At 58.8% G+C, this 26299-nt stretch carries 25 protein-coding genes; 17 read left to right on the top strand and 8 right to left on the bottom strand.

The window, feature by feature from the left end; all coding sequences use genetic code 11:
* Positions 1-162: 162 nt before the first annotated feature.
* The 3 genes from E5334_RS08030 to E5334_RS08040 all read right to left on the bottom strand — a co-directional run bounded on the left by E5334_RS08030 (position 163) and on the right by E5334_RS08040 (position 2460).
* Positions 163-1251: a glycoside hydrolase family 5 protein gene (locus tag E5334_RS08030; protein WP_136013074.1), complete on the bottom strand. Its 1089-nt coding sequence runs from the start codon at positions 1249-1251 to the stop codon at positions 163-165.
* 106 nt (positions 1252-1357) lie between these two features.
* A complete protein-coding gene (locus E5334_RS08035) occupies positions 1358-1684 on the bottom strand; it encodes an AzlD domain-containing protein (protein WP_136013075.1) in 327 nt (108 codons plus the stop codon).
* Complete coding sequence (locus E5334_RS08040) at positions 1681-2460, bottom strand: AzlC family ABC transporter permease (protein WP_275438994.1); 780 nt, start codon at positions 2458-2460, stop codon at positions 1681-1683. Before E5334_RS08040 ends, E5334_RS08035 begins: the two co-directional genes overlap by 4 nt.
* Before the next feature lie 330 nt (positions 2461-2790).
* Here E5334_RS08040 and E5334_RS08045 point away from each other — a divergent pair, with 330 nt between their 5' ends.
* The 8 genes from E5334_RS08045 to E5334_RS08080 all read left to right on the top strand — a co-directional run bounded on the left by E5334_RS08045 (position 2791) and on the right by E5334_RS08080 (position 11684).
* On the top strand, positions 2791-3519 hold the full coding sequence (locus tag E5334_RS08045; RefSeq protein WP_136013076.1) for a hypothetical protein: 729 nt from the start codon (positions 2791-2793) through the stop codon (positions 3517-3519).
* Positions 3520-3609: 90 nt separating this feature from the next.
* Positions 3610-4044: a DUF488 domain-containing protein gene (locus E5334_RS08050; protein ID WP_265591327.1), complete on the top strand. Its 435-nt coding sequence runs from the start codon at positions 3610-3612 to the stop codon at positions 4042-4044.
* A 31-nt stretch (positions 4045-4075) separates the two neighbouring features.
* The gene (locus E5334_RS08055) at positions 4076-4447 is read left to right on the top strand and encodes a hypothetical protein (protein ID WP_136013077.1); all 372 of its coding nucleotides are present in this window, start codon (positions 4076-4078) and stop codon (positions 4445-4447) included.
* Between the two features lie 9 nt (positions 4448-4456).
* On the top strand, positions 4457-5320 hold the full coding sequence (locus E5334_RS08060; protein WP_136013078.1) for a PLP-dependent aminotransferase family protein: 864 nt from the start codon (positions 4457-4459) through the stop codon (positions 5318-5320).
* Between the two features lie 553 nt (positions 5321-5873).
* Positions 5874-8513, top strand: coding sequence for a bifunctional acetaldehyde-CoA/alcohol dehydrogenase (gene adhE, locus E5334_RS08065; RefSeq protein ID WP_136013079.1), 2640 nt, complete (start codon positions 5874-5876; stop codon positions 8511-8513).
* Between the two features lie 111 nt (positions 8514-8624).
* The gene (locus E5334_RS08070; protein ID WP_136013080.1) at positions 8625-9368 is read left to right on the top strand and encodes a phosphotransferase family protein; all 744 of its coding nucleotides are present in this window, start codon (positions 8625-8627) and stop codon (positions 9366-9368) included.
* Between the two features lie 516 nt (positions 9369-9884).
* Positions 9885-10928: a GIY-YIG nuclease family protein gene (locus E5334_RS08075; RefSeq protein WP_136013081.1), complete on the top strand. Its 1044-nt coding sequence runs from the start codon at positions 9885-9887 to the stop codon at positions 10926-10928.
* Positions 10929-11054: 126 nt separating this feature from the next.
* Positions 11055-11684 carry a hypothetical protein gene (locus E5334_RS08080; protein ID WP_136013082.1) on the top strand — a complete coding sequence of 210 codons (630 nt, stop codon included), beginning with the start codon at positions 11055-11057 and terminating at the stop codon, positions 11682-11684.
* A 196-nt stretch (positions 11685-11880) separates the two neighbouring features.
* Here the strand turns inward: E5334_RS08080 and cysK are convergent, their stop codons facing one another.
* Together cysK and E5334_RS08090 are read right to left on the bottom strand one after the other, a co-directional pair.
* A complete protein-coding gene (gene cysK / locus E5334_RS08085; RefSeq protein WP_136013083.1) occupies positions 11881-12819 on the bottom strand; it encodes a cysteine synthase A in 939 nt (312 codons plus the stop codon).
* 15 nt (positions 12820-12834) lie between these two features.
* Positions 12835-14136 carry an O-acetylhomoserine aminocarboxypropyltransferase/cysteine synthase family protein gene (locus tag E5334_RS08090; protein WP_136013084.1) on the bottom strand — a complete coding sequence of 434 codons (1302 nt, stop codon included), beginning with the start codon at positions 14134-14136 and terminating at the stop codon, positions 12835-12837.
* Between the two features lie 128 nt (positions 14137-14264).
* On the opposite strand from E5334_RS08090, the gene E5334_RS08095 reads away from it, so the two are divergent.
* Entirely contained in the window at positions 14265-14693 is a 429-nt protein-coding gene (locus tag E5334_RS08095) for an RrF2 family transcriptional regulator (protein WP_275438995.1), read from the top strand.
* A 6-nt stretch (positions 14694-14699) separates the two neighbouring features.
* Here E5334_RS08095 and E5334_RS08100 read toward each other — a convergent pair whose 3' ends face one another.
* Positions 14700-15503: a metallophosphoesterase family protein gene (locus E5334_RS08100; RefSeq protein ID WP_136013086.1), complete on the bottom strand. Its 804-nt coding sequence runs from the start codon at positions 15501-15503 to the stop codon at positions 14700-14702.
* 215 nt (positions 15504-15718) lie between these two features.
* On the opposite strand from E5334_RS08100, the gene E5334_RS08105 reads away from it, so the two are divergent.
* The 4 genes from E5334_RS08105 (at position 15719) to E5334_RS08120 (ending at position 18844) form a co-directional block, all read left to right on the top strand.
* On the top strand, positions 15719-16129 hold the full coding sequence (locus E5334_RS08105; protein WP_136013087.1) for a (deoxy)nucleoside triphosphate pyrophosphohydrolase: 411 nt from the start codon (positions 15719-15721) through the stop codon (positions 16127-16129).
* Between the two features lie 125 nt (positions 16130-16254).
* A complete protein-coding gene (locus tag E5334_RS08110; protein WP_136013088.1) occupies positions 16255-17334 on the top strand; it encodes a hypothetical protein in 1080 nt (359 codons plus the stop codon).
* A gap of 79 nt (positions 17335-17413) precedes the next feature.
* Positions 17414-18262, top strand: coding sequence for a thymidylate synthase (gene thyA / locus E5334_RS08115; protein WP_136013089.1), 849 nt, complete (start codon positions 17414-17416; stop codon positions 18260-18262).
* A gap of 81 nt (positions 18263-18343) precedes the next feature.
* Positions 18344-18844, top strand: coding sequence for a dihydrofolate reductase (locus E5334_RS08120; protein WP_136013090.1), 501 nt, complete (start codon positions 18344-18346; stop codon positions 18842-18844).
* Between the two features lie 90 nt (positions 18845-18934).
* Here the strand turns inward: E5334_RS08120 and E5334_RS08125 are convergent, their stop codons facing one another.
* Positions 18935-19390 carry a PTS sugar transporter subunit IIA gene (locus tag E5334_RS08125; protein WP_136013091.1) on the bottom strand — a complete coding sequence of 152 codons (456 nt, stop codon included), beginning with the start codon at positions 19388-19390 and terminating at the stop codon, positions 18935-18937.
* A 333-nt stretch (positions 19391-19723) separates the two neighbouring features.
* Between E5334_RS08125 and E5334_RS08130 the strand changes: the two genes are divergently transcribed.
* Entirely contained in the window at positions 19724-20317 is a 594-nt protein-coding gene (locus E5334_RS08130) for an STM3941 family protein (protein WP_136013092.1), read from the top strand.
* A 54-nt stretch (positions 20318-20371) separates the two neighbouring features.
* On the opposite strand, the gene E5334_RS08135 is transcribed toward E5334_RS08130, so the two are convergent.
* On the bottom strand, positions 20372-20974 hold the full coding sequence (locus E5334_RS08135) for an SA1002 family membrane protein (protein WP_136013093.1): 603 nt from the start codon (positions 20972-20974) through the stop codon (positions 20372-20374).
* A gap of 255 nt (positions 20975-21229) precedes the next feature.
* Here E5334_RS08135 and E5334_RS08140 point away from each other — a divergent pair, with 255 nt between their 5' ends.
* From E5334_RS08140 to E5334_RS08150, 3 genes are read left to right on the top strand one after another with little or no spacing between them, the layout of a single operon-like run.
* Positions 21230-24178 carry an SGNH/GDSL hydrolase family protein gene (locus tag E5334_RS08140; RefSeq protein WP_136013094.1) on the top strand — a complete coding sequence of 983 codons (2949 nt, stop codon included), beginning with the start codon at positions 21230-21232 and terminating at the stop codon, positions 24176-24178.
* Positions 24179-24220: 42 nt separating this feature from the next.
* Positions 24221-25507, top strand: coding sequence for a deoxyguanosinetriphosphate triphosphohydrolase family protein (locus E5334_RS08145; RefSeq protein ID WP_136013095.1), 1287 nt, complete (start codon positions 24221-24223; stop codon positions 25505-25507).
* Complete coding sequence (locus E5334_RS08150; protein WP_136013096.1) at positions 25489-26295, top strand: DUF6273 domain-containing protein; 807 nt, start codon at positions 25489-25491, stop codon at positions 26293-26295. The genes E5334_RS08145 and E5334_RS08150 overlap by 19 nt, the downstream gene beginning before the upstream one ends.
* The last annotated feature ends 4 nt before the right edge of the window (positions 26296-26299 follow it).

Here is a 26299-nt window from a genome sequence, read left to right on the forward strand (position 1 = left end):
CCTTAAGGGCTTCGATGCCTTAGTCAAGGCCGTCGACATGGGGTTGCTCGCGGTCGAGCTTGGCCTTGTGAAGGAGGTCTGCCATGAGAGTGATCCTAGATGAGGAAGTGTAAAACGCGTTTTGCACTTAGGGCGAAAAGAGTGCGATCTGTAAAGCGTATTCTACGGTTTTGGATTCTTTTGGCCATGGAGGGTTTCCCAGAGCCAGAGGCCTTCGGCGGAGAGATCGTCTGTGGTGAAGTCGCTGGTCTTGGTACAGTCGGGCTTGAAGAGAGCCGAGGCTTCGTTTTTGTTGGAGAGGTTCCAGCAGACGTAGCTGATGTCGAGAGAGTCCATGAGGTCGACCCAGGCGTTGGCGGAAGCGTAGTCGATGGTGCCAGAACCGGAAGCGTCACAGATGCCAAACTCGCTCACAAAGATGGGGAGGCCGGCTTTGTTGGCGGCAGAAAGCGTGTCGCGAAGATCCTGCTGATGAGTGGCAGCGTAGAAGTGCAGGGTGTACATGATGTTGTCGAAGTCGAGAGGGCTGGCGGCTGCTTCATCTACCCGTTGGGACCAGTTGGGAGTACCTACGAGGATCACGGCGTTGGGAGCATGCTGGCGGATGACCGGGATGACTTGATTGGCGTAGTTTTTGACGTCGTTCCAGGTGGTGTCGCCATTGGGCTCGTTGCAGATCTCGTAAATGATGTTGGTGGAGTTGGCGTACTTCTCGGCAATGGTAGAGAAGAAGGTTTTGGCGTCGTCCACGTGGGTGAGGGGATTGTTATCTGAGAGGATGTGCCAGTCGACGATAACGTAGAGGTCGGCGGCGGTGGCCTGGTCGATGCCGTCCTCGACCAGCTGGGTGAGCTTGATGCGGTCGCCGTCGGTACAGTAGCCGCCGGAGTCTGCGGTATAGAGCGCCAGGCGCACGACATTGGCGTTCCAGTCTTGGCGCAACTGGTTGAAGAAGGGCTGGTTGACGTACTGGGGGAACCAGGCGAGGCCGTGGGTGGAGACGCCGCGGAGCTGGACGGGCTGGCCGTCGTCGCCTAGGAGCTGCGTGCCTTTGACTGAGAGGGTACCTGTGATGGAGGGGGCGGCATCGCTGGGATCTCGGGGCTTTGGCGCCGGCGTGCTTGCCGGCTGGGAATCGCTGGAGGTGTCTTGGGTGGGGGTATTGGAAGGTGAGCTGCACCCGGCGAGGAGCGCCAGAGTGATGGTGAACAAAGCAACGAGCATTGCGGTGGGGCGGCAGGGATGGTGCATAAGGGGCCTCTCGGTAGGGTGACTAGAGGTGTTGCGTTTACCCGATTTGAGGTTATTCGATTTGGGCTGGGAGGCGGGAATTAAATATGGAAGTTGCCCGCCCAAGCTAGATAACAGAGAGTACCAGGTAGACGGCTACGCCCACAGCAGCACAAAGGGCGAGGGATTTGGTTTTGACGGCACAAAGGGCCACTACCGCTGAGGCTATGAGGGGCATGGCGCCGGTCCAGAGGCTTTGGGCCCAGAGTTCGGGTTGGCATAGGTCGTTGGCTACCAGAGCCGCAAAGGCGGCGGCTGGAATGAGCTCAAGGGCGCGGGTGGTGCGCACTGAGAGCTGGCGCTTGCCAAGGACAAAGGTGGGGGCACAGCGACAGAGAAGCATTCCGACCAGCAATACTGCGTAGGCAGGCCAGAACCATGCGAGATCGGTCATTGGCGGTCACCTCCGGGAGTGGAGGGGGCGTCTGGGGTGTGCGAAGGATGGCTGGCGTCTAGGTGGGAGGGCGCGGGTTTCTCGGCAGCAGAAGGATTTTGATGGATGTCGAGGATTACGCCTGCAGCTACTCCCGCGAGGGCTCCGGCGACAATGGCCATAGAGCCAAGGCCTGCCAGCTTGCAGATGATCACCACGAGGGCCGAGACTGCCACCACGAGGATGGTAGGGGTGGTGAAGGTCTGGGTGAGCAACAGGCAGATGAAGATGGAGGTCATGGCAAAGGAGGCCACGGCAGTGGAGATGGGCAGAATGTCGCCGGCGATGGCGCCCAGGGTGTTGGCGGAAGCCCAGGCGAGCATGGAGAGGATGTTTGTGAGGGTGGCGTCGGTGGCAGACCAGGTGGGATCTTGGGCGAAACGGCTTGTGTTGACGCCAAAGGACTCGTCGGTGACAGTGGCGGTGCAGAGGGCTTTGAGAGGTGCAGGTGTGGTGGCCAGGCGCGGAGCCAGCGAGGCGCTATAGAGCAGCTGGCGCAGGTTGACCAGCGAGATGGAGAGGGCGATGGAGAGGGGGCTTTGGCCAGCGATCCACATGTTTGCCAGCATAAATTGCCCGGCGCCGGAGTAGTAGGTGGCGCTCAAGAAGAAGGCCATGGGGGCGTTGAGGCCCATCTGAGCTTCGAGGATGCCGGCGGGAATGCCAATGACCACGTAGCCCAACATCACCGGCAGCGCAGCGGGCAGCGTGCGTTTGATGAGGGAGACAAAGGGCATGGGCGGCTCCGGGGGTTAGGGCGGGCAGTAGGCTATTCAAGTGGCATTCAGAAAGCCATGAATAGTCATAGTACTCTTTTTTGCGGCATGGGCATCGAAGTTTGAGCTGCTGGACGCCTTGAGATGGGGGAGCACCAGTGCGGGACAGATGAACTGCGAGGGGACCTCCCGATGCAGAGAGCCTACGGGTTGGTGGATGGGAACTGTTCAAAAAATGACAATTGCTGAACAGTGCCGAGCTCAAGGAAACTTTCCTGGGACATGAGGGTAGTGTAACTGCGCAATTGATGATCCGCCGCATGGATTGTAAGAAGGGGCAAAGGGGCTGTCATGAGCGAAGCTGATGAAACTAAAGGCGGCAAGAAAGAAAACGCCCACTTGCAAGGTGCTGACGCACGGGATGCAAGTGCGGGAAATGCCGAGGTGCATGACACTAAGTGGCGCAGCGCATTCTCAGATGCATCGTTCGCTATCGCTATTGTGATTGCGGTGGTTATGGCCTTAGCGGCGACGGGCTATGCTCTCTTTGATGCCCATCAAAAGGCGATTGCTGTTACTGCGACACGCGCCAAAGTCGAGGCATTCAATCAATATGTAGACTACCTCAATGTCACTGCCGAGCATTTTTTGTATGGGGGAGCCAAAGCAGTGGAGGCCGGTGGTCTGGTGGAAAGCGTTTGGAGCTCTGCGATCAACAATCCCAACGGCAGCTGGGATGAAGATATTGCGCCCTATAAAGCGGCCGATCCCAACCAGGCGCTGTCCAAGCTGATGACATCCAATGCCTATAACGGGCTTTGTCATGAGATGGAGAGCACAGAATGCTCTATAGACGACTCGTTCAAGCAGCTGGCCTCTCCTCCGGAGGGCTGTGACGAAGCCTATGACACCGTGAGGGACATGCAAAAAGAGTACAAGGTCCTGTGTGAGATGGTGAGAAGGCCTTCGGGAACCTTGGAGAATTATCGGGAGGACTTTGGGAACGCCCATAAGGAGCTAGTCTCTTCCTACGAGCTTTTGAAGACTCAAATCCCTGACAAGATGGATGTTTCTGCCTAGATAGCCGGGTTTGCGGCTAGTTGGGGCAGTAGGCTGCGCGGTGGGGTATATAGCGCGTATTGTGCGAAACCCTTCAAGGGGAGGAGTCCTATGAGTCAAACCTTTATGACACTCTCGGCCTATGAGACCAGCGCCGAGGACTTTTTTACCAAGTTGATCGACGCAAAAATCGACCTGTTGGTGGATGTGCGACTTCACAACACCAACCAGCTTTGCGGCTTTACTAAAGAGCGCGACCTTGCCTACTTCGTGAAGACCATCGTGGGGGCTGCCTATGCCCACGATGTGGACCTGGCGCCTACTACTGACTTGTTGGAGCCTTATCTGCATCATCACATTGACTTTGACGAGTATGCGAGCGGCTATAAGGCCCTGATAGATTCCCGCGGGTCGCTGGCAGATTTCTCTACCAAGTATGGCCAGTACCAAAACATCGCTATTCTAGGTACTGCTACTCATAAGCGCCGGAGCCATGCCGAGGTGCTGGCAGAGCTTCTGACAGAGAAGCCCAAGGCAACCCACTAGGCGTTGTGAATCTTTAGAAAGGGACCAATTCATGGCCAAATCAACCCCCAAGTCTTCTAACTACCGCTTTGACGACGACACCATGACGCTGGTAAAAGCTGTGGTGGATGCCACTCCCGACGACAATCTGCTGGCGCTGTTTGATCCGGCTTCGGGCATGTCCTACTTTGGCATCCCTGGTTCTCTCATCAAGTCCCGCCTGGTGGGTGGCCGTGATTCCAAACGCTATACCGTCAAGGAGTACGACTTTGGCCGCGACGTGAAAGGCCATGTCTATAAGGCGTGGATGCCCTCTCAGCATGCTCGCCTGGAGATGCTGGTGGCAGAGAATGAGAAGCGTGCGCTGGAGGAGACCCACGACGTGGACGATCCCGCTGACGACACCACGCCGGATCCGGAATAGCCGCCATTCATGAGTGCCATGACCTCCACCCCTGTGGCACCCGATGCCGCAGGGGTGATTTCTACCAATTTGGGCAAACGATGCCAAAAGACCTGGCTAGTGGCCTCTTCTGCTTCTGAGCTGAGAAGTGCGCTCACATCTGAGGTGCCTCGTGTGTCTGAGTGCCTTGAGACGATGGACCTTGCAAGCTTTGCGGTAGGCGACATCAAATACGCAAAGGCGGCGTTGCGTGGTGGGGGATCTGCTTTAAGCGGGGGATCTGTCGGTGATGGGGCTCCTGGAGCCTCGTGGCTTTTGGCAGATAATTCACGCGTGGGCTCGTTTACCTGCCCTGCCATCATGCGCGGGGTAGACGTGGTGATAGATGACCTGACTAGCCTGGCAGAGGCACCTGTAAATCTCTGCGCTCTATCGCTTTCCCGTGACGTGTGTCAAAACGAGCAGATCTACGGTGCGTTGGAGGCGTTGGTGCGGCAGTGGGGGACTCCTGCCCATGAGCCGCAGTTGGAGGAATACAACGCGCTCTGCCTTACGCGAAACCACAACGCTCAGGCGGTGGTGGCAGATCTTGCCTGCCATCCGGCAGTGAGTGCGGTGAGGTATCCGGGTTTGCCGGAAGATATCTCGCACCCGGTAGCGCTGAGAACCTTCGAGCATGGGTTTGGTCAGTGGGTGCGCTTTAGTCTGGCAGGACCTCAAGAGGTCCAAGGGGCTCTTGAGGTAGCCTCAGGTCTCGAGACCGGAGGGGCGGCCCGGGTGCGAAGCGCGCTTTTCTCGGTACCTGGTGATGAGGCCTCGCTGTTGTTGGCAGTGGGGGATGAGGATCCACTGGCCATTGTGATGTGGTTGGAAGCGGTGTTGGATCCGGCCTAGAGGAGTCGTTGGCGTTTATGACACCAGCGATGCGTGGGTGCCAGAGAGCTAGGTTGACTATCAGATAGTATCCAGGTGTATGATAAAGAAATAAAGGGACTCGTACATCAGAGACGGCTGGTCTGAAGAATTTGTGTAGTCATCAATAATCGTATGAATTATTCTGAGGTGCGAGCGGTGAATTTTGGAAGCCAAGGGTTTCTCGGCATAAATTGCCGTAGTACCTGGGAGTGATACCCAAGATTACCTGCGGCGTTGGGTTAAAAAAATCCAACTTTGAAAAAGCGATATATCTGCTAGAGGGCTTAAATGACTAGTCGAACCTATACCTATAACATAAGTAATTATATTTAATGCTGAGAGCAGTTTAGAAGAATTGCAGCTAGATATAGGTGTCAATAGCCAATCGGCCAATGGTTCATGTGTTGGTCAACCCTCAAGGCACTCTAGTATTTGCCCTAGAGGTTTGAGCTGTTCGTCCTGGGCGCTAAGGATGCCCAGGCGGGATGGTTCACGATAGAAGCGCCTATCCAAGGTTAGATGGAGGTCATGCATGGCTAATCCAGACCAGGTTCTCGATACCGTCGAGACCATCGACAGCGTCGACTCCCTGAAGGCGGCTCTCGCCGAGATGCGCACTGCTCAGGAGGAGTTCGCTACCTTTACTCAGGAGCAGGTCGACGAGATCTTCTTCCAGGCTGCTATGGCAGCCAACAAAGCCCGTATTCCTCTGGCCAAGATGGCCGTCGAGGAGACCGGCATGGGCATTGTGGAAGACAAGGTCATTAAGAATCACTATGCCTCTGAGTACATCTATAACGCTTATAAGAACACCAAGACTTGCGGCGTCATCGAAGAGGATGCAGCTGGTGGCTATAAGGTGATCGCCGAGCCCATTGGCATTGTGGCGGCAGTTATCCCCACCACCAACCCCACTTCTACCGCGATCTTCAAGACCCTCATCTCTTTGAAGACCCGCAACGCCATCATCATCTCGCCGCACCCCCGCGCCAAGAAGAGCACCATCGAGGCTGCTCGCATCGTGCGTGAAGCCGCTGAGGCTGCCGGCGCACCCAAGGGCCTCATCCGTTGGATCGAGGAGCCCAGCCTGGAGCTCACCAACGAGCTCATGCGTGACGCCGATATCATCCTGGCCACCGGCGGCCCTGGCATGGTGAAGGCCGCTTACAGCTCCGGCAAGCCCGCCCTAGGCGTCGGCGCTGGCAACACCCCCGCCATCATCGACTCCTCGGCCGACATCAAGCTGGCCGTCATGTCCATCTTGCACTCCAAGACCTTTGACAACGGCATGATTTGCGCTTCCGAGCAGTCTGTGATCGTGCTGGACGACATCTACAAGCAGGTCAAGGACGAGTTCAAGCGTCGTGGCGCCTACTTCTTGAAGGGCGACGAGCTGGACAAGGTGCGCAAGACCATCATCATCAACGGTGCTCTGAACGCCAAGATCGTGGGTCAGTCCGCTCACACCATCGCTGAGATGGCCGGTGTGAACGTGCCCAAGAACACCAAGGTGCTCATTGGCGAGGTGGACTCCGTGGAGCTCTCCGAGGAGTTCGCTCACGAGAAGCTCTCTCCTGTGCTGGCCATGTACCATGCCAAGGACTTCGACGACGCCGTCGCCAAGGCCGAGCAGCTCATCGCTGACGGCGGTTACGGCCACACCTCCTCCCTCTACATCGACACCATGAATGAGAAGGAGAAGATGGCCAAGCACGCCGAGGCCATGAAGACCTGCCGCATCGTCATCAACACCCCCAGCTCTCAGGGCGGCATCGGCGACCTCTACAACTTCCGTCTTAAGCCCTCAATGACCCTGGGCTGCGGCTCGTGGGGCGGCAACTCCATCTCCGAGAATGTAGGCGTGAAGCATCTCATTAACACTAAGGTTGTGGCAGAGAGGCAGACCAATATGCTGTGGTACCGCACCCCTGAAAAGATTTACTTCAAGCGCGGGTGCATGCCTGTTGCTCTGGACGAGCTGGGCACCATGGGCAAGAAGCGCGCCTTCATCGTCACCGACCAGTTCCTCTACAAGAACGGCTACTCCAAGGCCATCGAGGACAAGCTGGATCAGCTGGGTATCGTGCACTCCTGCTTCTGGGACGTGGCCCCCGATCCTACCCTGCAGTGCGCCGAGGAGGGCGTGAAGCAGATTCGCTCCTTCGAGCCCGACTGCATCATTGCTCTAGGCGGCGGTTCCGCTATGGACGCAGCCAAGATCATGTGGCTCATGTACGAGCACCCCGAAGCCCGCTTCGAGGACATGGCCATGGACTTCATGGACATCCGCAAGCGTATCTACACCTTCCCCGAGATGGGTCAGAAGGCTTACTTCGTGGCCATCCCCACCTCTTCTGGTACCGGCTCCGAGGTAACCCCCTTCGCCATCATCACCGACGCCGAGACCGGCATCAAGTGGCCTTTGGCTGACTATCAGCTGCTGCCCAACATGGCCGTGGTCGACGTGGACAACATGATGAACCAGCCCAAGGGCCTCACCTCTGCCTCTGGTATGGACGTGCTCACCCACGCGCTGGAGGCGTTGGTCTCCATCATGGCCAGCGATTACACCAAGCCGGCTTCTCTCCAGGCCATCAAGCTGGTCTTCGAGAACCTGCCTGCTGCCTACGACAAGGGCGCTGCCGATCCCGTGGCTCGCGAGCACATGGCCAACGCCTCCTGCCTGGCCGGTATCGCCTTCGCCAACGCCTTCCTGGGTGTCAATCACTCCATGGCTCACAAGCTGGGCGCCTTCCATCACCTGCCTCACGGTGTGGCCAACGCTGTGATCCTCACCCGCGTCATGCGCTACAACGCTGCCGATGTGCCTGTGAAGATGGGCACCTTCCCGCAGTACGCCTATCCCCAGGCCAAGGAGCGTTACGTCGAGGCCGCCCGCTATGTAGGCATCACCGGCAAGGATGACGACGAGGTCTTTGAGAACTTCCTCAAGGCCATCGACGAGCTGGGCGCCCACGTGGGCATCAAGCCCACCATTGCCGACTACGGTGTGGACGAGACTTACTTCAACGACACCCTGGACGACATGGTCGAACAGGCCTTCAATGACCAGTGCACCGGTGCCAACCCCCGCTACCCGCTCATGAGCGAGATCAAAAATCTTTACCTGGATGCCTACTATGGCCGTGAGCCAAAGGACTATCAGGATTAAACTAGATACAACCCTTACGCACTACCGCATTTCGGCTTGATAGGTGAGGCTCTGACCCTCAGGGCCTCACCTTCCTATAAGGCCCGCTACCTAAAAGAGAGAGGAAGGACCATGGAAGAGCTGGTTTCGCGAGTAAATAAGGTGGTTTTTCAAGACGGCGACACCATCGTCAAGGTCTTCAACGAGGCCAAGCCCGTCTCTGACGTCTTCAACGAGGCCCTGAACCTGGCCCGCGCCAACGAGGCTGGCATCAACACGCCCAAGCCTGTGTCGGTAGCCAAGATCGAGGATTCTTGGGCCCTCACCACCACTCGCATCCCGGGCAAGACGCTCCAGGAGCTCATGGATGAGAACCCTGAGAAGATCGAGAAGTATCTCATGATGTTTGTGGACTTCCAGATCGACATCCACGCTCACCGTGCCCCCTTGCTCCAGCGCCAGAAGGACAAGTACTCCCGCATGATCGCGTCTCTGACCGACGTGCTGGACGCTACCACCCGCTACGAGCTGGACATGCGCCTGGATGGCATGCCCAACGAGGTCGATGTATGCCACGGCGACTTCAATCCCTCAAACGTCATCGTGGGAGACGACGGCGAGCTCTACGCCTGCGACTGGGCCCACGCAACCCAGGGCTCGGCCGCTGCAGACGCTGCTATCAGCTACATGTTGTTTGAGATGGAGGATCACGAGCTGGCCCAGAAGTATCTGGACCTCTACTGCAAGAAGTCCGATACCCCTCGTCAGGTAGTCCACAACTGGCTGTCCATTGTGGCCGCTGCCGAGCTGTCCCGTGGCCGCGAGAAGGACTATGACTTCATGATGAGCTGGATCGACGTGGTGGATTACCAGTAATTGCTGCTCAGGCTGCAATCGTGCATCCAAGGTCCTAGGCCTTAAGGCTGCCAGTAGCCTAATGAGAAGGCATGGGGTAAAGTCTTTGGATGACATGCAGGTAGGCCCGCGCCTTTGACTGCTTGTACAAGACCCAGGCATCCCGTATGGGTGCCTGGGTCTTTTTGGCATCAGGGGAGTGTGCCGGTGGTGGGATGCGCGCTTGTTGCGGGCGGATCATGCGATGTAGTGCTTGATCGCCCTCGGGTTTTACAAAGCCCCAGGGCGACGAACAACCACGTCGCATATTCGCATGACATACGCTGCGCTTCTGATACCAAACAAGCAGTGTGCGGAGGGCAGTCTGCACATAAAGGTATCCGTGGCCCTCGTACGATGTGTCGTACGAGGGCCATGAGTGTGCTCGTGAGCAGATTGGCGTATACCCCGCTAGGCAAACTGCGCTGAGCACCTATCTTAAATGGGAGCCCCGATCTTTAAAGGAGCAGTGTTCCAGACCCTTAAAGGAGCATTTTTATGGCAGAACCCTTTGCCCATTACATGTATGTGCTGGAATGCGAGGATGGAAGCCTCTACACCGGATACTCGCCTGATGTTGAAGCGCGCCTGGCTGCCCACAAGAAGGGGCAAGGAGCTCGCTACACCCAAGCGCATAGGCCTCTGCGCTTGGTGGCTCAGGCGCGTTTCTATACCAAAGGGCGCGCACTCAGCGCAGAAGCTCACTTCAAAAAGCTCTCTCATACGCAAAAAGATCGGCTGTTGGCGATGGCCGCCCACAGGCCGCTGGAAGACGTGCTGGTGGCCAAACTGGACGGCTTCCCTGAGGATACTGCGTCCGAGTTTGTGGCCCGCTCTCTCGCCCAAGCTCGAAAGCCCTCCCTCAAGGCCTTTAATCAAAAACTGCTGCCCACCCTGGATGCGGCAACCATTGTGGGTGTGCCCACATCAGAGCTGAGGCGCATTGCCAAAGACCTTGTGAGCCGCTCAGATGCCCGGAGCTTTCTCTCCCAGCTACCCCATGCTTACTTCGAGGAGAGTCTGGTACAAGCCTTGGCGGTGGGGTTTCTGGGCAGCTATGAGGAGGCGCTTGCCGCAGTGGAGCGCTTGCTGCCCTATGTGGACAACTGGGCGGTATGCGACCAGATTCCGCTGGGGCCTTTCTCGGGCCATGAGCAGGAGCTGGCAGAGCCGTTGGCTCGTTGGTGCACAAGCGACCAGTGTTATGTGATGCGCTTTGGGCTCAGGGTACTCATGCGCTATTTTTTGGGCGAGCGCTCCTGTGGTCGGGTGCTGGGATATGTGGCTGTTACGCGGTTGTCGGGGGCGCCGGATGTGCCTGAGACGGGCTCGGAGGCCTACTACGTGGATAAAGCTCGGGCATGGTTGTTGGCAGAGGCGCTGGCGGCGCAGCCGGAAACAACGATTCCGTATCTGGAGCCATCGGGATTGGTCGATGAGTGGACTCGTCGAGCGGCCATTCAAAAAGCACGGGAGAGTCACAAGATATCCGACGAGGTGAAGAACTATTTAAAAACTTTGCCTAGGCGGCCGTTGGGCTAAGAAAAGGCGCACGAAAAGGGGAGTTGTGATGGGCTTTAAAGGTTCCTTTTGCTAAGCTGAATCCGTCACACTTATGGATCTGTTGTGATGAGAGAGATGAGACATTTGCATGAAAGGAGCTGTTCTGTGAATACCTGTACAGCTGCCCCCAAACCCCGCAAGTTCTGGCTGGGCCTTCTTATGTGCGCGTTGGCCCTGGTGGTGTGCGCACCCATGCTTACCGGTTGCGCTTCGCCCGAGGATGCCGTGCGCAAGGCCGCTACCTCCTATCTTGATCAGCTTAAGAATCCCGATCTTTCCCAGGAAGACTTCGAGCAGTACATGGGCACCGAGACCGCTTCGACCTTCGAGTCCTACGGCATCGACGCTGTGGCTTTAGGCAAGAGTCTCACCAAACACTTTGATTACAAGATCAATCAGGTTACCGTGGATGGCGACGAGGCCAACGTGGTGGTCGACGCCACCAACATCGATTTTGCCGCCCTGGGCAGCTCGCTGCAGCCCAAGTTCTTGGAGTGGGCGTCTTCGGCCGAGGCTCAGGAGCTCATTGCCAACAACGACCAAGAGGGCGTCATGAAGAAGCTCTTCTCCATGCTTCAGGAAGAGTTGGATGCAGACAGCGTCTCCACGGTCACCAACCCCGTGACCGTCACCTTCACCAAGAGCGGCGACGACTGGGCGCCCCTGAGCAGCCAGCAGATCTCCGAGGTGCTCTTCGCCGGCCAGAATCCCGCCGACATGTACGCTGCTGAGTAGTCTTTCCTGCCGAGAAACCCGCGTCACCGCGGGCAGCCTCTCATGCCTCACTCTTAGATAGGTGTCGATTTGAGCGCGTTTCTAAGGTAAGCTGGTAAGTCGCTTTCTTCTTTAACTCGGAAAGAGAGTGATGAAATAAGGGACCGCCTCCTCATCGAGGCGGTCCCTTTGCTATGGAAAGTCAGGGCAGGAAGGTTTAATCTTCCTCGGCGAACAGGGGGGTCGACAGGTAACGGTCGCCGGTATCGGGGAAGAGCACCACGATGGTCTTTCCTGCGTTTTCTGGCCTTTGGGCTACTTGCAAGGCTGCGGCCAGGGCGGCTCCAGAGGAGATACCCACCAAGATGCCCTCAGTGTGCCCTAGGAGCTTGCCTGCGGCGAAGGCGTCGTCGTTGGAGACAGGGACGACTTCGTCGTAAACCTGGGTGTCGAGTACCTTTGGCACAAAACCGGCGCCAATGCCCTGGATTTTGTGGGATCCAGCATGGCCTTGGCTCAGCACGGGGGAGTCCTCTGGCTCTACTGCCACCACCTGCACTTGGGGATTTTGCTCTTTCAAATACTGTCCCACCCCGGTGATGGTGCCACCGGTGCCCACGCCAGCGACAAAGATGTCTACTTGGCCATCGGTGTCTTCCCAGATCTCGGGCCCGGTGCCTTCATAGTGCGCCGCAGGGTTGGCTGGGTTTTCAAACTGGCCTGGCACAAAGCTATGGGGTATCTCTTGGGCTAGTTCGCGGGCCTTGGCGATAGCGCCTTTCATGCCTTCGGAACCTGGGGTGAGCACCAGCTGGGCGCCGTAGGCCTTCATCAGCTGGCGACGCTCGACACTCATGGTCTCTGGCATGGTGATGATGACGCGATACCCACGGGCTGTCGCCACTGAGGCAAGCCCGATGCCAGTGTTTCCAGAAGTGGGTTCGATGATGGTGGAGCCGGGGACAAGGAGGCCGTCTTTCTCGGCCTTGTCGATCATCGCCTGGGCGATGCGATCCTTCACCGACCCTGCGGGGTTGAAGTACTCCAGCTTGGCCAGAATGCGCGCGGGAGTCTTGGTCTCTTCTTCTATGTGGGTGAGTTCCAACAGCGGCGTATGGCCAATAAGCTGGCTTGCAGAAGTGTAGACAGAAGACATGAGAGGTTTCCTTTCTTAGCGCTGAGCCGTTTGAGCTTGGGCTGCAGCAAAGCCTCGGTCGAGGTCGGCGATGATGTCGTCGATATGTTCGGTGCCAATAGACAGGCGAATGGTGGTGGGCTTGATGCCCTGATCTGCCAGCTCCTCTGGCGAGAGCTGTGCATGAGTGGTGGTGGCAGGATGGATCACCAGAGACTTCACGTCGGCCACGTTGGCCAAAAGGGAGAAGATCTCAAGGTTGTCGATGAACGCATGGGCCTCCTTTTGGCCGCCTTTGATGTCAAAGGTGAAGATGGAGGCTCCGCCCTGGGAGAAGTAGCGCTCATAGAGCTCGTGGTCCGGATGGGAAGGGAGGCTGGGGTGGTTGACCTTCTCCACCTGAGGGTGGTTGGCCAGATACTGGACCACCTGCTGGGTGTTTTGGGCGTGGCGCTCTACGCGGAGCGAGAGCGTCTCTGTGCCTTGTAGCAGCAAAAAGGCAGCAAAGGGGGAGAGCGTCGCCCCGGTGTCGCGCAAGAGAATGGCGCGTACGTAGGTGGCGAAGGCTGCCTTGCCAGCGGCATCTACAAAAGAGATGCCATGGTAGCTGGGATTAGGGTCTGCGATGGGGCCGTAGTTGCCTGAGGCGGCCCAATCAAAGTTGCCGCTGTCCACAATGACGCCGCCCAGGGTGGTTCCATGGCCTCCTATGAATTTAGTGGCCGAATGCACCACGATGTCTGCCCCGTGCTCGATGGGGCGAATGAGGTAGGGGGTGCCAAAGGTATTGTCCACTACTAGGGGCACTCCATGGGCATGGGCGTTTTTCGCGATGGCGTCCAGATCGGGGATGTCGCTGTTGGGATTGCCCAAGGTCTCCAGATACACGGCCTTGGTGTTGGGTTGGATGGCCGCCTCAAGCTCTTGGAGGTTGTGGGCGTCTACGAATGTGGTCTCGATGCCATAGTGGGGCAGCGTATGGGCAAGAAGGTTGTAGCTGCCGCCGTAGATGGTCTTTTGGGCCACGATATGGTCGCCGACCTGCGCCAAGGCCAAAATCGTGTAGGTGATGGCTGCTGCTCCCGAGGCGAGTGCAAGGGCTGCTACGCCGCCTTCAAGCGCAGCGATGCGCTTCTCAAAGACCTCTTGGGTGGAATTGGTGAGCCTTCCATAGAAGTTTCCGGCATCTGCCAGCCCAAAGCGGTCGGCTGCATGGGCTGAGTTGCGGAACACATAGGAAGTCGTTTGATAGATAGGCACTGCTCTGGCATCGGTGGCAGGGTCCGGCTGCTCTTGGCCCACATGCAACTGAAGGGTCTCGAATTTATAGGCACACATATAAGACCATCTCCCTAGGAAGTTGCCCGCAATTCGCCTATAAACCTACTATGACAGTAGGTTGTTACTCCGGCAGGCTTTGTAGCCATTAACCTTGTGGTAAAGTAGGGATATAGGAGGTTAGAATGATGATTTCCACTAAAGGCAGGTATGCCCTTAGATTCATGGCGGATGTGGCTCAGCATCAAGACGAGGGCTATGTGCCCCTTAAAGACGTCGCTTCGCGCCAACAGATCTCAGAGAAGTACCTGGAGATAGTGGTCAAAGAGCTGGTGAAGGCGCGATATTTGCGTGCGCTTAGGGGCAAGGGCGGAGGTTACAGGCTCAGCCGTGCTCCCAAAGACTATGAGGTAAAGGCTATTCTCGAGGTCATGGAAGGCCCATTGGTGCCCGTGGCATGCCTGGCCTCGAAAACCAACCAATGCCCTCGAAAGGATCAATGCCAGACGCTGCCGCTCTGGGAGGGGCTCAACGGGGTCATCGCTGAATACTTAGGTAGATTTACCTTGGCAGATCTCTACCAAGGACACAGGATGGGCGAGTGCTGCCTTTTGTAGGAGGCGCTATTCGCCCTCTTCGATGGGCATGTAGAACTTGAACCCGTCGTCTAGACGCAGCACGCCAATTTGACCTGCAGGATACCCGCCGGCGGCAGCGCAGTCGATATCGATCTTATCGGCCACGTGACCGGTCTCAGGGGTGGCGCCCATCTCCACCATGATGGCGTGGCCATTCTCGTCATAGCAGCGGGCATCCACCTGCTCGGCAAAGTGAGGCAGGTAACTTGTGGGAGTGTGGCCGCTTACCACCAGGGGACCCTCGCCTTGATCGTTTTTGAGACCGGTGGGATGGTTCCAAAACTCCTCTCGGATCCATAGCAAGTCCTCCGGATCTTGGGATTTAGCCAGATCCTCCAGGTCAAAAGCGGTCCATCGGTCTTTTTGCCGCTCGGGAGCAACGGGTTTGATGCCGGCATGGGTAAGCAAGAAGAGCTTGCCGTCTATCTCCACCACCTCATAGAGAGGCAGGCCGCGCACCCATTTGACCAGATGGTCCATGGCGTCGGGCACCATGTCCATGAGGCCTTGGGCGGTGGTCTCGCCGCCGTTGAGCACCCAAGTGCCCCACTGCAGCGTGTCCTCGGGATTGTCCAGACAGTCGAGCATCATGGCTTCGTGGTTGCCCTTGAGCACCGTCATATAAGGGTTGTTGTGGGCGAGGCGCATGACGCCCACGGGATCTGGGCCGCGGTCCACCATATCGCCCAGCAGGTAGATGCGATCATTCTCATCTGGCTCGATGAGGGCGAGAGCCTTCTCAAAAGCCGCGCGATGACCGTGGATGTCGGAAAGCACGTAGGTCGCCATGAGGTCTCCCCTGCAAATGGTAGTGGTCAGCGCGAGGGCCGCAGGTGGCAGCCGCTGTGATGCACATCAATGCTGACAGTTTAAGGCCGTTATTTCAAATGTCGAGCTAGAGGGGCACCTATTCTGTGTCCCAGGCGCATGGTAAGGGTGTCGGCAGCCGCGGAGCAAGGGTACACTTACAAACGCTTGAGCATTGTTTGGACAAAGGGGATCTCATGGACACTGTGAAGGTAGCAGCTGCACTCATCTGGCGCGACGACACCGTGCTGGCATGCCAGGTGGCCTCAGGGCCTTTTGCAGGGCTCTACGAGCTCCCGGGTGGAAAGATCGAGTCGGGTGAGTCTGCCGAGAAGGCCTGCCGCCGCGAGGTGGAAGAAGAACTTCGCTGTGAGCTCTCGACCCTGTGGCCCCTCGATCATGTGAGCTATGACTATCCAGACTTCCATCTGTCTATGGAGGTCTTTGCCTGCGAGCTGGCGTCGGGTTCTGAGCCACAGGCGACAGAGCACTCGGAGCTTCGCTGGCTTAGCCGCCAAGAGCTGGTAGAGGTTCAATGGCTTCCGGCAGATGCTCAGCTCATGTCTTTGGTAGCCACCTATTGGCGCGATTTGCGAGGCGATCACTAGGCTCCTGGCCATCGGGCAAGGCTCCGTTGCCAGATCGATAGGTTACACTGCTTGTAGAACAGCGGCTCTCCTGTTTTGGCCTGCGAGTGCGCCCGGACGCGCGTTTCACAAAAGAGAGGTATCCCATGGACCAGCAGTCTGAAGACAAGCGCTATCAGGATTACTGGCGCCAGGCCCAAGGCGCGAACCAGCCTGTCTCACGCAGCGAGCCACAGCCTGCTGCCTCGCAACCTCAGAGCAGCACTCGGCCCTTTGGCGCCGGCCAGCCTCAAGGCACAGCTTCGCCATCTCAGGCCACCCCGCAGCAAAACCACCAGCAAGCGGGCTTTCAGCAGCCACAGGGCGCAGCACAGGCGGGCTATCAGCAGCAGGCTTGGCAACAGCCTCAATACCAACAGGTGGCGATCCAAGAGCCTGTGGTGGAGTCTGCCTCGGCCACCACTGATCATGCGAACAACCACGCCACCACAGCCACTTGGGGCGTCCTTATCGGCGGGGCTATTGCGGTGGTGGTGCTTTGCCTCGCCATGTCGAGCTGTGTCTCGAGCCTCATCGCTGCAGCGTCCTACATGTATGACTATGGCTACGACGACTACGGCTACAACGGCTATGGCCAGGGCTGGGACGATTTTGAGCTGGATGACCTGGGCGGCTACTTAGATGATGACGACAGCTGGCCCAACGCTGGCTGGGGTGCTCAAAACCCTATCGAGCTGCAGGAGGGGCTAGAGCTTTACCTGGGCTATTGCGATGAGTCGCTGGACCTCTATGTGGGGGCTTCTGACTATGCGGGGGCGCAGACCTCGGTGCGCGATTACGTGAAGAAGGTCTGTTCTATGGACAACGCGGCCAACGAACAGGTCACCTCTCTGGTGCGCACGGCGCTGGCCACGTTGGATGCCAACGGCGACCCCTCGCAAGATCTGGGGAGCGCGGTGGCGGCAGCCAAGGACGCCGCTCGCCAAATCGAGGCACTGGAAGTGCCCGGTGATGTGTCCTCCTCAGTGAAAGCCGAGCTCTCGCAGGGCGTCACAGCCTGCCAGGGCCGCTGGGAAACCGCAGCTCACGCACTGCAGGCGTTGCTCGAGGGCGATGAGATCTCCGAGGGCGACTGGCGCGACCTTTTGGCCGAGAGCGCGGAAAACCCCAACAACGATGCGGCCGATGACTTTTTAGAGGCGCTGGCCGATTCGTCTGCGTCTTAGCATCAAGCTTTACTACACTTAGCTGCCACACAAAAGGCGCGGCTCTCAGGAGTCGCGCCTACCTTTCAAGGAGGCGGATATGAGCCACGCCGACAGGCTGTTTTGCGCCATGTGCCAAGACGTCATCGACAACGGCACAACCAACGCTGGCGAAGAGGTGCGCACTCGCTGGGAGGATGGGTCTCCCGCATACACCATCAAACGTTTTGGCGTGGTCAACCGCTACGACCTGCAAAAAGAGTTCCCGGCCATCACGCTGCGCCGCACCGCCCTCAAGAGCGCCATGGACGAGATCCTGTGGATCTACCAAAAGAAGTCCAACAACATCCACGACCTGCACTCCCACATTTGGGATGCCTGGGCCGACGAGACCGGCTCCATTGGCAAGGCCTACGGCTATCAGGTGGGCCGTGTGACCCACTACCCCGAGGGGGACTTCGACCAGATGGACAAGGTCCTCTACGACCTTTCGCACACGCCCTTTTCCCGCCGCATTATGACCGGTCTCTACGCCTTTGACGAGCTGCCCGAGATGGCGCTCTATCCCTGCGCCCACTCGGTGACCTACAATGTGACCCGCACTGCTGCCGATAAGCCCTTCACCCTTAACATGGTCTTAAACCAGCGCAGCCAAGACATTTTGGCCGCCAACAACTGGAACGTGGCTCAATATGCGTTGCTGCTTATGATGGTGGCCCAGGTTTCTGGCATGGTTCCCGGCGAGCTCGTGCACGTCATCGCAGATGCGCACATCTACGATCGCCACGTGGATGTGGTAAAAGAGCTTATTAGTCGTCCGCAGTTTGACGCCCCCAAGGTCTCCCTGAACCCGGAGATTACAAATTTTTACGATTTTTCCACTGACGATTTGATTGTGGAAGACTATCAGCATGGCCCGCAGGTTAAAAATATCCCTATCGCCCTTTAAGGGTCTTGGGGCAGGGTAGCTCAAGGAATTCCCCTATGCATCGCCCGCACGTGCCAGCTTTTGAACAGGAGACATCAGGCTATGCCGCCGCTTCGCGCCATCGTATCTATTGCCGGCCCCTGGGCCATAGGAAAGCAGGGCCAACTCCCGTGCCGCAATAGCGAAGACCTCAAACGGTTCAAAGAACTCACATTGGGCTCCACTGTGGTCATGGGTCGAAAGACTTTGGATACGCTGCCGGGAGGGCGGGCGCTGCCCGGCCGTCGCAACATCGTGCTCACCCGCGATGACGGCTTTGAGCGCGAAGGCGTCGAGGTGGCCCATGGCATAAGCCAGGTGCTCACGCTGGTGGCGCATGATCCTTCCGTGTGGGTTATTGGCGGCGAAAGCGTCTATCGCGCCTTCTTGCCCTACTGCACCGAGGTCATGGTAACCCGCCATGAGATGGATCTCCCCGGTGCGGACACGTACTTTCCTAACCTAGACGAGTTGCCCGGTTGGTATCGCTCAGTAGAGGGGCCGCTTCAAGAGACCCCTCAGGGCATCGCCTATCGCTACGAAGTCTATAAGAACGCCCGCTAAATGAGATCGTCTATTGCATAGGTAAAAGAAAACCGCCTGGGAGCCCTAGGCCCTCAGGCGGCGTGCAAAGCGGGGAGCGCAGATTAGCAGTTACTCATCCAGGTTGGAGTTGATGAGATCTGCGATGGCCTGGGCGTCGTTGGTGGCGCGCATGGCGTCGCGGAACTCCTCGCGCATAAGCATGACAGCCACGTTGGACAGCAGCTTGATGTGGGTGGTGCCAGCCTCGCCGTCGGGCACGAGCAGGGAGATGACGATGTCTACGGGCTTGTCATCAAAGGAAGGCCACTCGACGGGCTCCTGCAGCTTCACCACGATGACGCCGGCGTCCTTGATGGCGTCGCTCTTGGCATGGGGGATGGCAAAGCCGTCCTGCATGCCGGTGGCGCCCATCTCTTCGCGGGCGTCATAGGCGGCGCGCACGGCGGCGGCGTCCTCGGCCATGCCCAGAGCCACGGCCTCATCGCTCAACAGCTGCAGCACCTCTTCGCGGCTGGCGGCAGGATTGTCTACAAAGACCTGGGAAGCCTTAACAAAATCGCTCATGGTCAATCTCCTTGGGATGTAGGCGGATGAATTTCCCTGAGGTTATTATACGCAGGGCCTGAGGGCGGGCATACCAAATCGCCCCTCTCTCGCAATAAGTCCCATAATCCCAGCTCATTGAGGGATAAGTTGGCTAGCGGATAGTAGGCAAATTTGTCTGAAGGGGCTGTGTTGAGGTTAAAACTGTCAACAAACAGGCATCGGGGTGCCTAGGGCGGGCGCGTCTCAGGCCAAACGGGGGACACAGCTTACGCGTTCTCTTATACTTGAAAAAGAAACCCGCCTGCATGCAAGCACGCTGCGTGATTTATAGCCATCACTCCAAGGAGCCCCATGTCCACCACCCCAAAGACGACCGTTGCCCCAGAACCCCTGCGCATTCCCCAAGACAAGACTCGGGAGAATCTCTTCATTGTCATAGGCGTGGGAATCGCAGTGCTTTCGCTCGTCATCTTTGTGACCAGCTTGGGCGCCTACGATGCCGCTCCCTGGCGCACGTGGGCCTCGCTGGTAGGCGTGGCAGTGGGTACGGCTACGGTGCTCATCTCGCTCAAGATGAGGCCAGAGCACACCTATGCCTTAGAGGTGGATGAGCGCGGCATCACCGACAACACCTCTTCCACCTTTGGCGCCGGCCTCATTTCCTGGGACGACATCAAGGCGGCCTATCGCTGGAAGGTGCGCCAGGGCTACTACCTGGTGGTGGATCTCAAAGATCCCGAGGACTTCATTAAGCGAGCTCCAGAAGGCGCCGCTGCCTCCATGACCTCGCGCTTAGAGCAGCACTTGCCACTGGTGGAGATCAGGGTGGCCGGCCTTCCGGGCTCCTATACAGAGGACGAGGTGCTGGCGGCCATCGCCGCCTACCGCCCCAGGCTGGTAAAGCCCCAGCGCACCTATGTGCCACCCAAAAAGAAGAGGCGCTAGGGGAGCAGTACAAAGAGGGTGCCGCTCACAGGACTGCGCACAACGTTTTAACGGCTAGGAGTCGCTGTGGCGCTCTGAGCTGGTGCGCTCCAGCACCACCAGGATCCAGCTAGAGATGAGCAGAGGCTGGATCACCAGGTTGAGATTGTTGGGCGAGAGGGCAATCTGGAAGACCTCCTGGGCGCTGGTGGCGCCGCTCCATTGGGCCAAGGTGGCAAAGCCGTCAAAGAAGCACTGGTAGACCACGCAAAAAATGGTGGTCCACTGGATAAAGTACTCAAAAATCTGGTATTCTTCGTCGTTCATGGAGAGCCACAACCAATGACCCTCCATGCGCTTGCGCAAAAACAGCTGGATGAAGGCCGTAAGAAACACCAGCACAAAGATGAGCACCATGATGTTTGAGCCGCTGATCTTGCCAGACTCTGTAAGGTAGAGGTCAAACCCAGGAAACAGCTGGGCGCACACCCGCTCTAGTACATAGAATATAGAGACCAGTCCGGTCATGATAAGGGCGTTGGCCACCATGATGAGGCAAAACTCCATGACCACGCGAAAGATGCGCCAGTGAGCCCTAGGGCCGCTCTGGCTGTACATGATGTCGCCCACTACATAGAGGGTTCCTAGCACCAGAAAGAGCCTGATGACTACGTCCACAAATGCGCTCCTTGCCCCGCGTGTGCCTTGCTCACCAGGATGCTCAAGCATTGAGGTCAGGGCTTTGTAGCCACCTTGCCGAGAAACCCGCGCCATCGCCTCAGGCTTGTTGCCCGGTTGCTTGGCTTTTTACCCAGAGGGGGCTTGGCTTTGCCGTTATGCGACAATGGCTAGATGCAGGGATGCTCCTGGCTGGTGCTCCAAAGAGCCCGTGGGGCGCCTCAAGAACGATAGATTACCGTCGATGGGATCTCTATGACCCAGAGCTTCTGGCAGACGATCGATGCCTCCTGGTCGCACTCTCAAGGGGCGGCCGCCTTTGTCCATGGCGCGGTGACCTTTGAGCAGGAACCCGATGGCTGGGTGCGGCCGCTGAGGTTTTATCCGCAGCAGCTGCGCGCCCTCTCCAGTTGCATGGCCTGGCATCCAGGTTTGTACCATGCCATGGGCCTCACCTGCGCGGGCATTACCGTAGAGTGCTTGACCGACGCCCAACGGGTGGCGCTGGAGCTCCAGGTGGACCCTGAACCCCAGGGCACCACAGCGCAGATCAGGCTGGCAGACGGCGGACCTTCCTCTCTGTCCCACGATGGCATCTCGGTGACGGCAGACGGGCTTCATCTGCCTCCCCAGATGCCCGGGAACGAACCGGTGGAGCTGGTGGTAGAAGTGGAGGATAGCCAGCGCGACCCCGTGCTTCCGGGCATGGAGGAGCCCAGGCAGGTGACCTTCTGGCTACCCATGCTCAGAGGTTGCAAGATCAAGAACCTATCCTGTGACGGCACCTACCTGTCCCCAGTGGCGCCCAAGCCCCTCTTGCTGGTATTGGGAGACTCTATTTCCCAGGGCTTTTTGGTGGATGACCCTGCCTGTGCGTGGCCCTCCATCGTTGCCCAAGAGCGATCTTTAGACCTGGTAAACCAAGGTGTGGGTGGTCAGGTCTTTCAGCCGAGCGCCCTCGAGGGCCTGCAGCGGCTGCCCACGCCGGCCCATGTGTGGGTGGGGTTGGGAGCTAACTACCGCTTCGAGCGCTGGAACCCTGCGGTAGTCAAACGTGAAATCGCTTCCTATTTTCACCGCATCGCCCAGCTCTGGCCAGAGACCCCAATAGTGGTGGCCAGTCCCACGCCCCATGACGAGGAGGCCTATCCCACTGCCAAGGGAGCTGCCTACGATCTGATTCCAGAGTTTATCCAGGAGGCCTGTGGGCGCTACCCAAACATGCGCTTTCAGGACGGCTCGGTGCTGCTGGAAAACCGCGATCGCTACTTTGCCGACGCCGACCATCCCTCTCGCCGCGGTGGCCGCCTTATGGGCCTTCGATGCGGACGCGTGCTCGACGGCGAGCCGCCTATCGACACGGTGGCTGCTCGCGAGGCGCGCCGCCATGCCAAGATTCGCGAGGCCCTCCAAGAGAAGGCCGGCCAGGGGCGCGGCTGCTCAGCACCGCCCGAAGAGGTAGATTCCATCGACACCACCGGCATGGAGCCTCTGGACTTTGCGGCCCTGGCACCGGCAGCCCCTGTCCGGCACCTAGATCCCATCGCCCCGGCTCCCGTGCTGAGCGACGCTGCCGCCCAGACGAGCGGGCCTTCGCAGCCTGCGGCTTCCCCTGCACCTGTGACTGCCCCGGAGCTTGAGGTGCCAGCTGCCGAGAAGCCCGTGCCCTCTCACCCGGCAGCCTCTCCAGAGCCTGAGACCCCTGTCACCCACACGTCAGAGCCGTCCCAGCCGGCTGCCGCTCAAAAGGCAGGCTTTTCTCGGCTCACGCCAGCTGAACGCCAAGCGGCCGTGCGTCAGGGGCGCGATTTGGAGGCGCGGTTCAACCAGCTGGCGTCTCAGCTGCCAGCTGATGACGAGGAGGGCCGTGCAGCCGGCAAAGCCTATCTGGCCACCACCCACGGTCTCTATCATCATGAGCCTCTGAGCTGGGCGTTTACTCCCAAGATCTACAGCGAGGCCGGCTGGGAGGTGCTCCGGGAGGCTGCGGAGACCATGGGCTCCATCATGACCAAGGTCACGCGAGCCTACCGGGACTCTCAAGAGGTGCGCGACTTTTTCGCCCTGCCGGCCCAGGTGGACGAGCTTTGCCGCATCGACCCAGGTTATGAGTGCGAGATCCCTCTGGCGCGGGTGGACATCTTCTTGAACGAGGACACCGGGGCCTATTGGTTCTGTGAGCTCAACACCGACGGCTCTGCCGGCATGACCGCCACAGACCAGGTGACCGCCGCTATCCAAAAGAGCGAAACTTTTAAAGAACTCTCGAAAGAGGCGCCTCTTCGCGCGCCGGAATCTGTGAGAGCGCTTTGCGCCCGCGAGATCCTTGACTGCTACGCTTCCTGGGAAAAGGCAGGTCAAGAGCCTTATCCTGCCGAGAAACCCACCCTTGCCATCGTGGACTATACCGAGTCGCTGTCTGTAGACGAAGCCCAAGACTTCTGTGAGATCTTCTCGGAGCTGGGGGTCTCAGCGCGCATCGCAGACCTGCGGTCCTTGGCGCTCGACGAGGTGGGGGGCCATTGGCGTCTCAAAGACGACCAAGGACCCATCGACCTGGTGTGGCGCCGGGCAGTGCTTTCGGAGATGATGGAGAAGCCCTGTGACGGCGCCGATGCCTTGGCTTTGGCAGCCGAGGAGGGCCTGGCATGCGTGGTGGGTGGTTTTCGCACCTGGCCCTGCGCCACCAAGACGGTCTTCGCCTATCTGCACTCGCCGCTGGCCTCTAAAGTCTTGGACGCCCCGGAGCTTGCCTTTGTCCAAGGACACGTGCCCTACACCCAGATCCTTGCCAAAGATTGCGACCTCTCCACCTTCGCCGACAAGGATGCCTGGATCTTAAAGCCTGCCGAGGGCTACAACGGCCAAGGGGTTGTCGCTGGCCTCGACGTGAGTGAGGTGGCGTGGAAAGACGCGCTGCGTGACGGCGCTGCCTCAGGGGCCGTTATCCAGGCCTATGCACCTCAGTATGAAGGCGAGGTCATCGTGGGATCGGTGGCAGCGGGCGACGGCACCCAGGCCTCCGGACGCATCAAGGCTCACTTTATGGAAGGCCTCTACCTCTTTGGCGGGCGCTTCGCAGGCGTCTTCACCCGCTGCGGCGCCTCGGCCACCATCTCTGAGGCCGCTGGCCGCCTCAACATGGGGGCCTTCATCGCTTCCGATTCCTTAAAGTCTCTGGACACCCCACAAAACGAGCAATAAAGGGTGGTAGTTTTTATCGGCAAGGAAGAAAGGAGGATCCCTATGGCAGACCCTATCACCACGGCTCGCAAGAACCCCTTGGCGCCCGATCTGGCCAGGCCCCTCTCCCCAGAGGTGCAGGCTCTCATTGCAGATCACGTGGCCCATCCCGGCCAGAACCCCTACGCCACCAAGAATGAGGACGCGCTGCGCAGGCTCGATGAGCCCCGCGATAGGCCCACGCCGCTGCGGCCGGCGTTCATGCGCGATGCCGAGAAGATCCTCCACCTGCCCGCCTACAATCGCTTGGCGGGAAAGACCCAGGTGTTCAGCTTCCACGCCGACGAGGACCTCTCTCGCCGCGGGCTCCACGTGCAACTGGTGAGTCGAGTGGCGCGCGACATCGGGCGCGCCCTGGACCTTAACTGCGACCTTATCGAGGCCATCGCCCTGGGTCACGATATTGGGCACACCCCTTTTGGCCATGCGGGGGAGCGCTTTTTGGATGGCATCTACCGCCGCCGCACCGGGCGCCGTTTCTTTCATAACGTGCATTCGGTAAGGGTGCTGGACGCTATCTACGGGCGCAATCTCACCCTGCAGACGCTGGACGGGGTGCTTTGCCACAACGGCGAGTACGAGCAGCGGGAGTTTCAGGTCTCCGGCATTTCTACCTTTGATGAGTTCGATGCTGCGGTGGCTGCAGCCTGCACCGCCGGCAACTCAAAGACGGTGCGCGCCCAGCGCCCCATGACGCTGGAGGGTTGCGTGGTGCGCCTCTCGGACATCATCGCCTATGTGGGCAAGGATCGCCAAGACGCCATCCGCGCCCATCATGTGGGCGAAGACGCCTTTGATGACGGGCTGGGCGGCGCCTACAACTCTTGGGCGCTGGACGCGTTCATCTCCGATGTGGTGGCGCACTCGTTGGGCCAGCCGCGCATCGCCATGAGCCAGGAGGGCTTCGAGGAGCTCCGCCGCGCCAAACAGGAAAACTACCGTAAGATCTATGCCTCTACCGAGGTGGCAGGCACTCAAGGGGCCCAGATTCTCTCAGGGCTCTTCGAGCTGGCGTACGAGTCTGCGTACCAGGATCTGGCGGCCGGCAACACTCAGGCGCCTATCTTTGTCCACCACATCGACCCCATTCGCGCCGGCCTTTCCTACTACGGCCGCACCTACGACTGGGAGCGTGACTTGGATCAAACGGTGGTGGACTACATCGCCGGCATGACCGACGACTACTTTATTGCTCTGGCCGAGCGGCTGGATCCCGCCGCCGCAAAGGCGTTTCCTCAGCATGATTACTTCTTTGGCAAGGGAGCCGGCCCATGGGACCAAAACCTCTAACCGCTCGCCGCGAGAGCCCGTCCCTGCGTGTGATTACTGCTCGGGCACCGGTTTCTCGCAAAGGGTTTCTGGCGGCCGCGCTGAGCCTTCTGAGCACTACAGCTCTAGGCGGCTGCTCTTGGGGCGCGCCGGCGCAAAAAGAACTTGCCAGCTACTCCTGGGAGGAGCTGGCTCGCATGGCCCAAGCGCTCTCGGCTGCCAAAGATGCCCAGAGCGCCGCCACCATTGCCCGCGGCTATGGCCTTGTAGATGACGAGGGAAACCTGGCGACCACCCCTCGGCCGGTCACCATCGACGGGGTGGAGGTGCCCTTTGGCCTGGTGGGGATCCTTCATGACCCCAAGGCCGATGGCTCTGGCATGGCCGGCCTCACTTTTGCCGCCCTGGCAGCGGCAGACACCTCTTCTTATGGCGATGTACCTGCCGAAAGCTGGGTGGATTCGGTGGCGCGCACCCATCTTGCAGAGAATATCTTGCCTGGGTTGCCGGACGGCCTTCCTCAGCTCATAGTCTCTGTGCGCAAGGCCTACCGCAGCGATGGGGGAGCCTTGGAGAGCTGCGAGGACTCGTTGTGGCTCTTGTCGGATGGAGAGATTGGCCTTAACGCGCGTCCCGATTTGCCTGCCACAGGCACCCTCTATGAGGGCTTTGCCCAAGACCCTTCCTATGAGCGTACCTGGAAGGGCACCCCGGAGCCCTGGTGGACCAGGGATGGGTTGTTGGTAGGCTACTCGGGAACCCCGCAGCTCACCGAGCCGGCCGCGCTGGTTCCCGCCTTTTGCCTCTAACGCG

The sequence above is a fragment of the Muricaecibacterium torontonense genome, assembly GCF_004793925.1.
GTDB classification, from domain to species: Bacteria; Actinomycetota; Coriobacteriia; order Coriobacteriales; family Atopobiaceae; genus Leptogranulimonas; species Leptogranulimonas caecicola.

Excerpts from the sequence above, each read along its gene's own strand:
- E5334_RS08055 (WP_136013077.1), top strand. The coding sequence starts at position 4,076 with ATGGCCAAATCAACCCCCAAGTCTTCTAACTACCGCTTTGACGACGAC.
- E5334_RS08110 (WP_136013088.1), top strand. The coding sequence starts at position 16,255 with ATGGACCAGCAGTCTGAAGACAAGCGCTATCAGGATTACTGGCGCCAG.
- E5334_RS08130 (WP_136013092.1), top strand. The coding sequence starts at position 19,724 with ATGTCCACCACCCCAAAGACGACCGTTGCCCCAGAACCCCTGCGCATT.
- E5334_RS08050 (WP_265591327.1), top strand. The coding sequence starts at position 3,610 with ATGAGTCAAACCTTTATGACACTCTCGGCCTATGAGACCAGCGCCGAG.
- E5334_RS08090 (WP_136013084.1), bottom strand. The coding sequence starts at position 14,136 with ATGTGTGCCTATAAATTCGAGACCCTTCAGTTGCATGTGGGCCAAGAG.
- E5334_RS08060 (WP_136013078.1), top strand. The coding sequence starts at position 4,457 with ATGAGTGCCATGACCTCCACCCCTGTGGCACCCGATGCCGCAGGGGTG.
- E5334_RS08150 (WP_136013096.1), top strand. The coding sequence starts at position 25,489 with ATGGGACCAAAACCTCTAACCGCTCGCCGCGAGAGCCCGTCCCTGCGT.
- E5334_RS08145 (WP_136013095.1), top strand. The coding sequence starts at position 24,221 with ATGGCAGACCCTATCACCACGGCTCGCAAGAACCCCTTGGCGCCCGAT.
- E5334_RS08075 (WP_136013081.1), top strand. The coding sequence starts at position 9,885 with ATGGCAGAACCCTTTGCCCATTACATGTATGTGCTGGAATGCGAGGAT.
- thyA (WP_136013089.1), top strand. The coding sequence starts at position 17,414 with ATGAGCCACGCCGACAGGCTGTTTTGCGCCATGTGCCAAGACGTCATC.
- E5334_RS08120 (WP_136013090.1), top strand. The coding sequence starts at position 18,344 with ATGCCGCCGCTTCGCGCCATCGTATCTATTGCCGGCCCCTGGGCCATA.
- E5334_RS08125 (WP_136013091.1), bottom strand. The coding sequence starts at position 19,390 with ATGAGCGATTTTGTTAAGGCTTCCCAGGTCTTTGTAGACAATCCTGCC.
- E5334_RS08070 (WP_136013080.1), top strand. The coding sequence starts at position 8,625 with ATGGAAGAGCTGGTTTCGCGAGTAAATAAGGTGGTTTTTCAAGACGGC.
- E5334_RS08030 (WP_136013074.1), bottom strand. The coding sequence starts at position 1,251 with ATGCACCATCCCTGCCGCCCCACCGCAATGCTCGTTGCTTTGTTCACC.
- E5334_RS08035 (WP_136013075.1), bottom strand. The coding sequence starts at position 1,684 with ATGACCGATCTCGCATGGTTCTGGCCTGCCTACGCAGTATTGCTGGTC.
- adhE (WP_136013079.1), top strand. The coding sequence starts at position 5,874 with ATGGCTAATCCAGACCAGGTTCTCGATACCGTCGAGACCATCGACAGC.
- E5334_RS08100 (WP_136013086.1), bottom strand. The coding sequence starts at position 15,503 with ATGGCGACCTACGTGCTTTCCGACATCCACGGTCATCGCGCGGCTTTT.
- E5334_RS08045 (WP_136013076.1), top strand. The coding sequence starts at position 2,791 with ATGAGCGAAGCTGATGAAACTAAAGGCGGCAAGAAAGAAAACGCCCAC.
- E5334_RS08140 (WP_136013094.1), top strand. The coding sequence starts at position 21,230 with ATGACCCAGAGCTTCTGGCAGACGATCGATGCCTCCTGGTCGCACTCT.
- E5334_RS08105 (WP_136013087.1), top strand. The coding sequence starts at position 15,719 with ATGGACACTGTGAAGGTAGCAGCTGCACTCATCTGGCGCGACGACACC.
- E5334_RS08040 (WP_275438994.1), bottom strand. The coding sequence starts at position 2,460 with ATGCCCTTTGTCTCCCTCATCAAACGCACGCTGCCCGCTGCGCTGCCG.
- cysK (WP_136013083.1), bottom strand. The coding sequence starts at position 12,819 with ATGTCTTCTGTCTACACTTCTGCAAGCCAGCTTATTGGCCATACGCCG.
- E5334_RS08095 (WP_275438995.1), top strand. The coding sequence starts at position 14,265 with ATGATTTCCACTAAAGGCAGGTATGCCCTTAGATTCATGGCGGATGTG.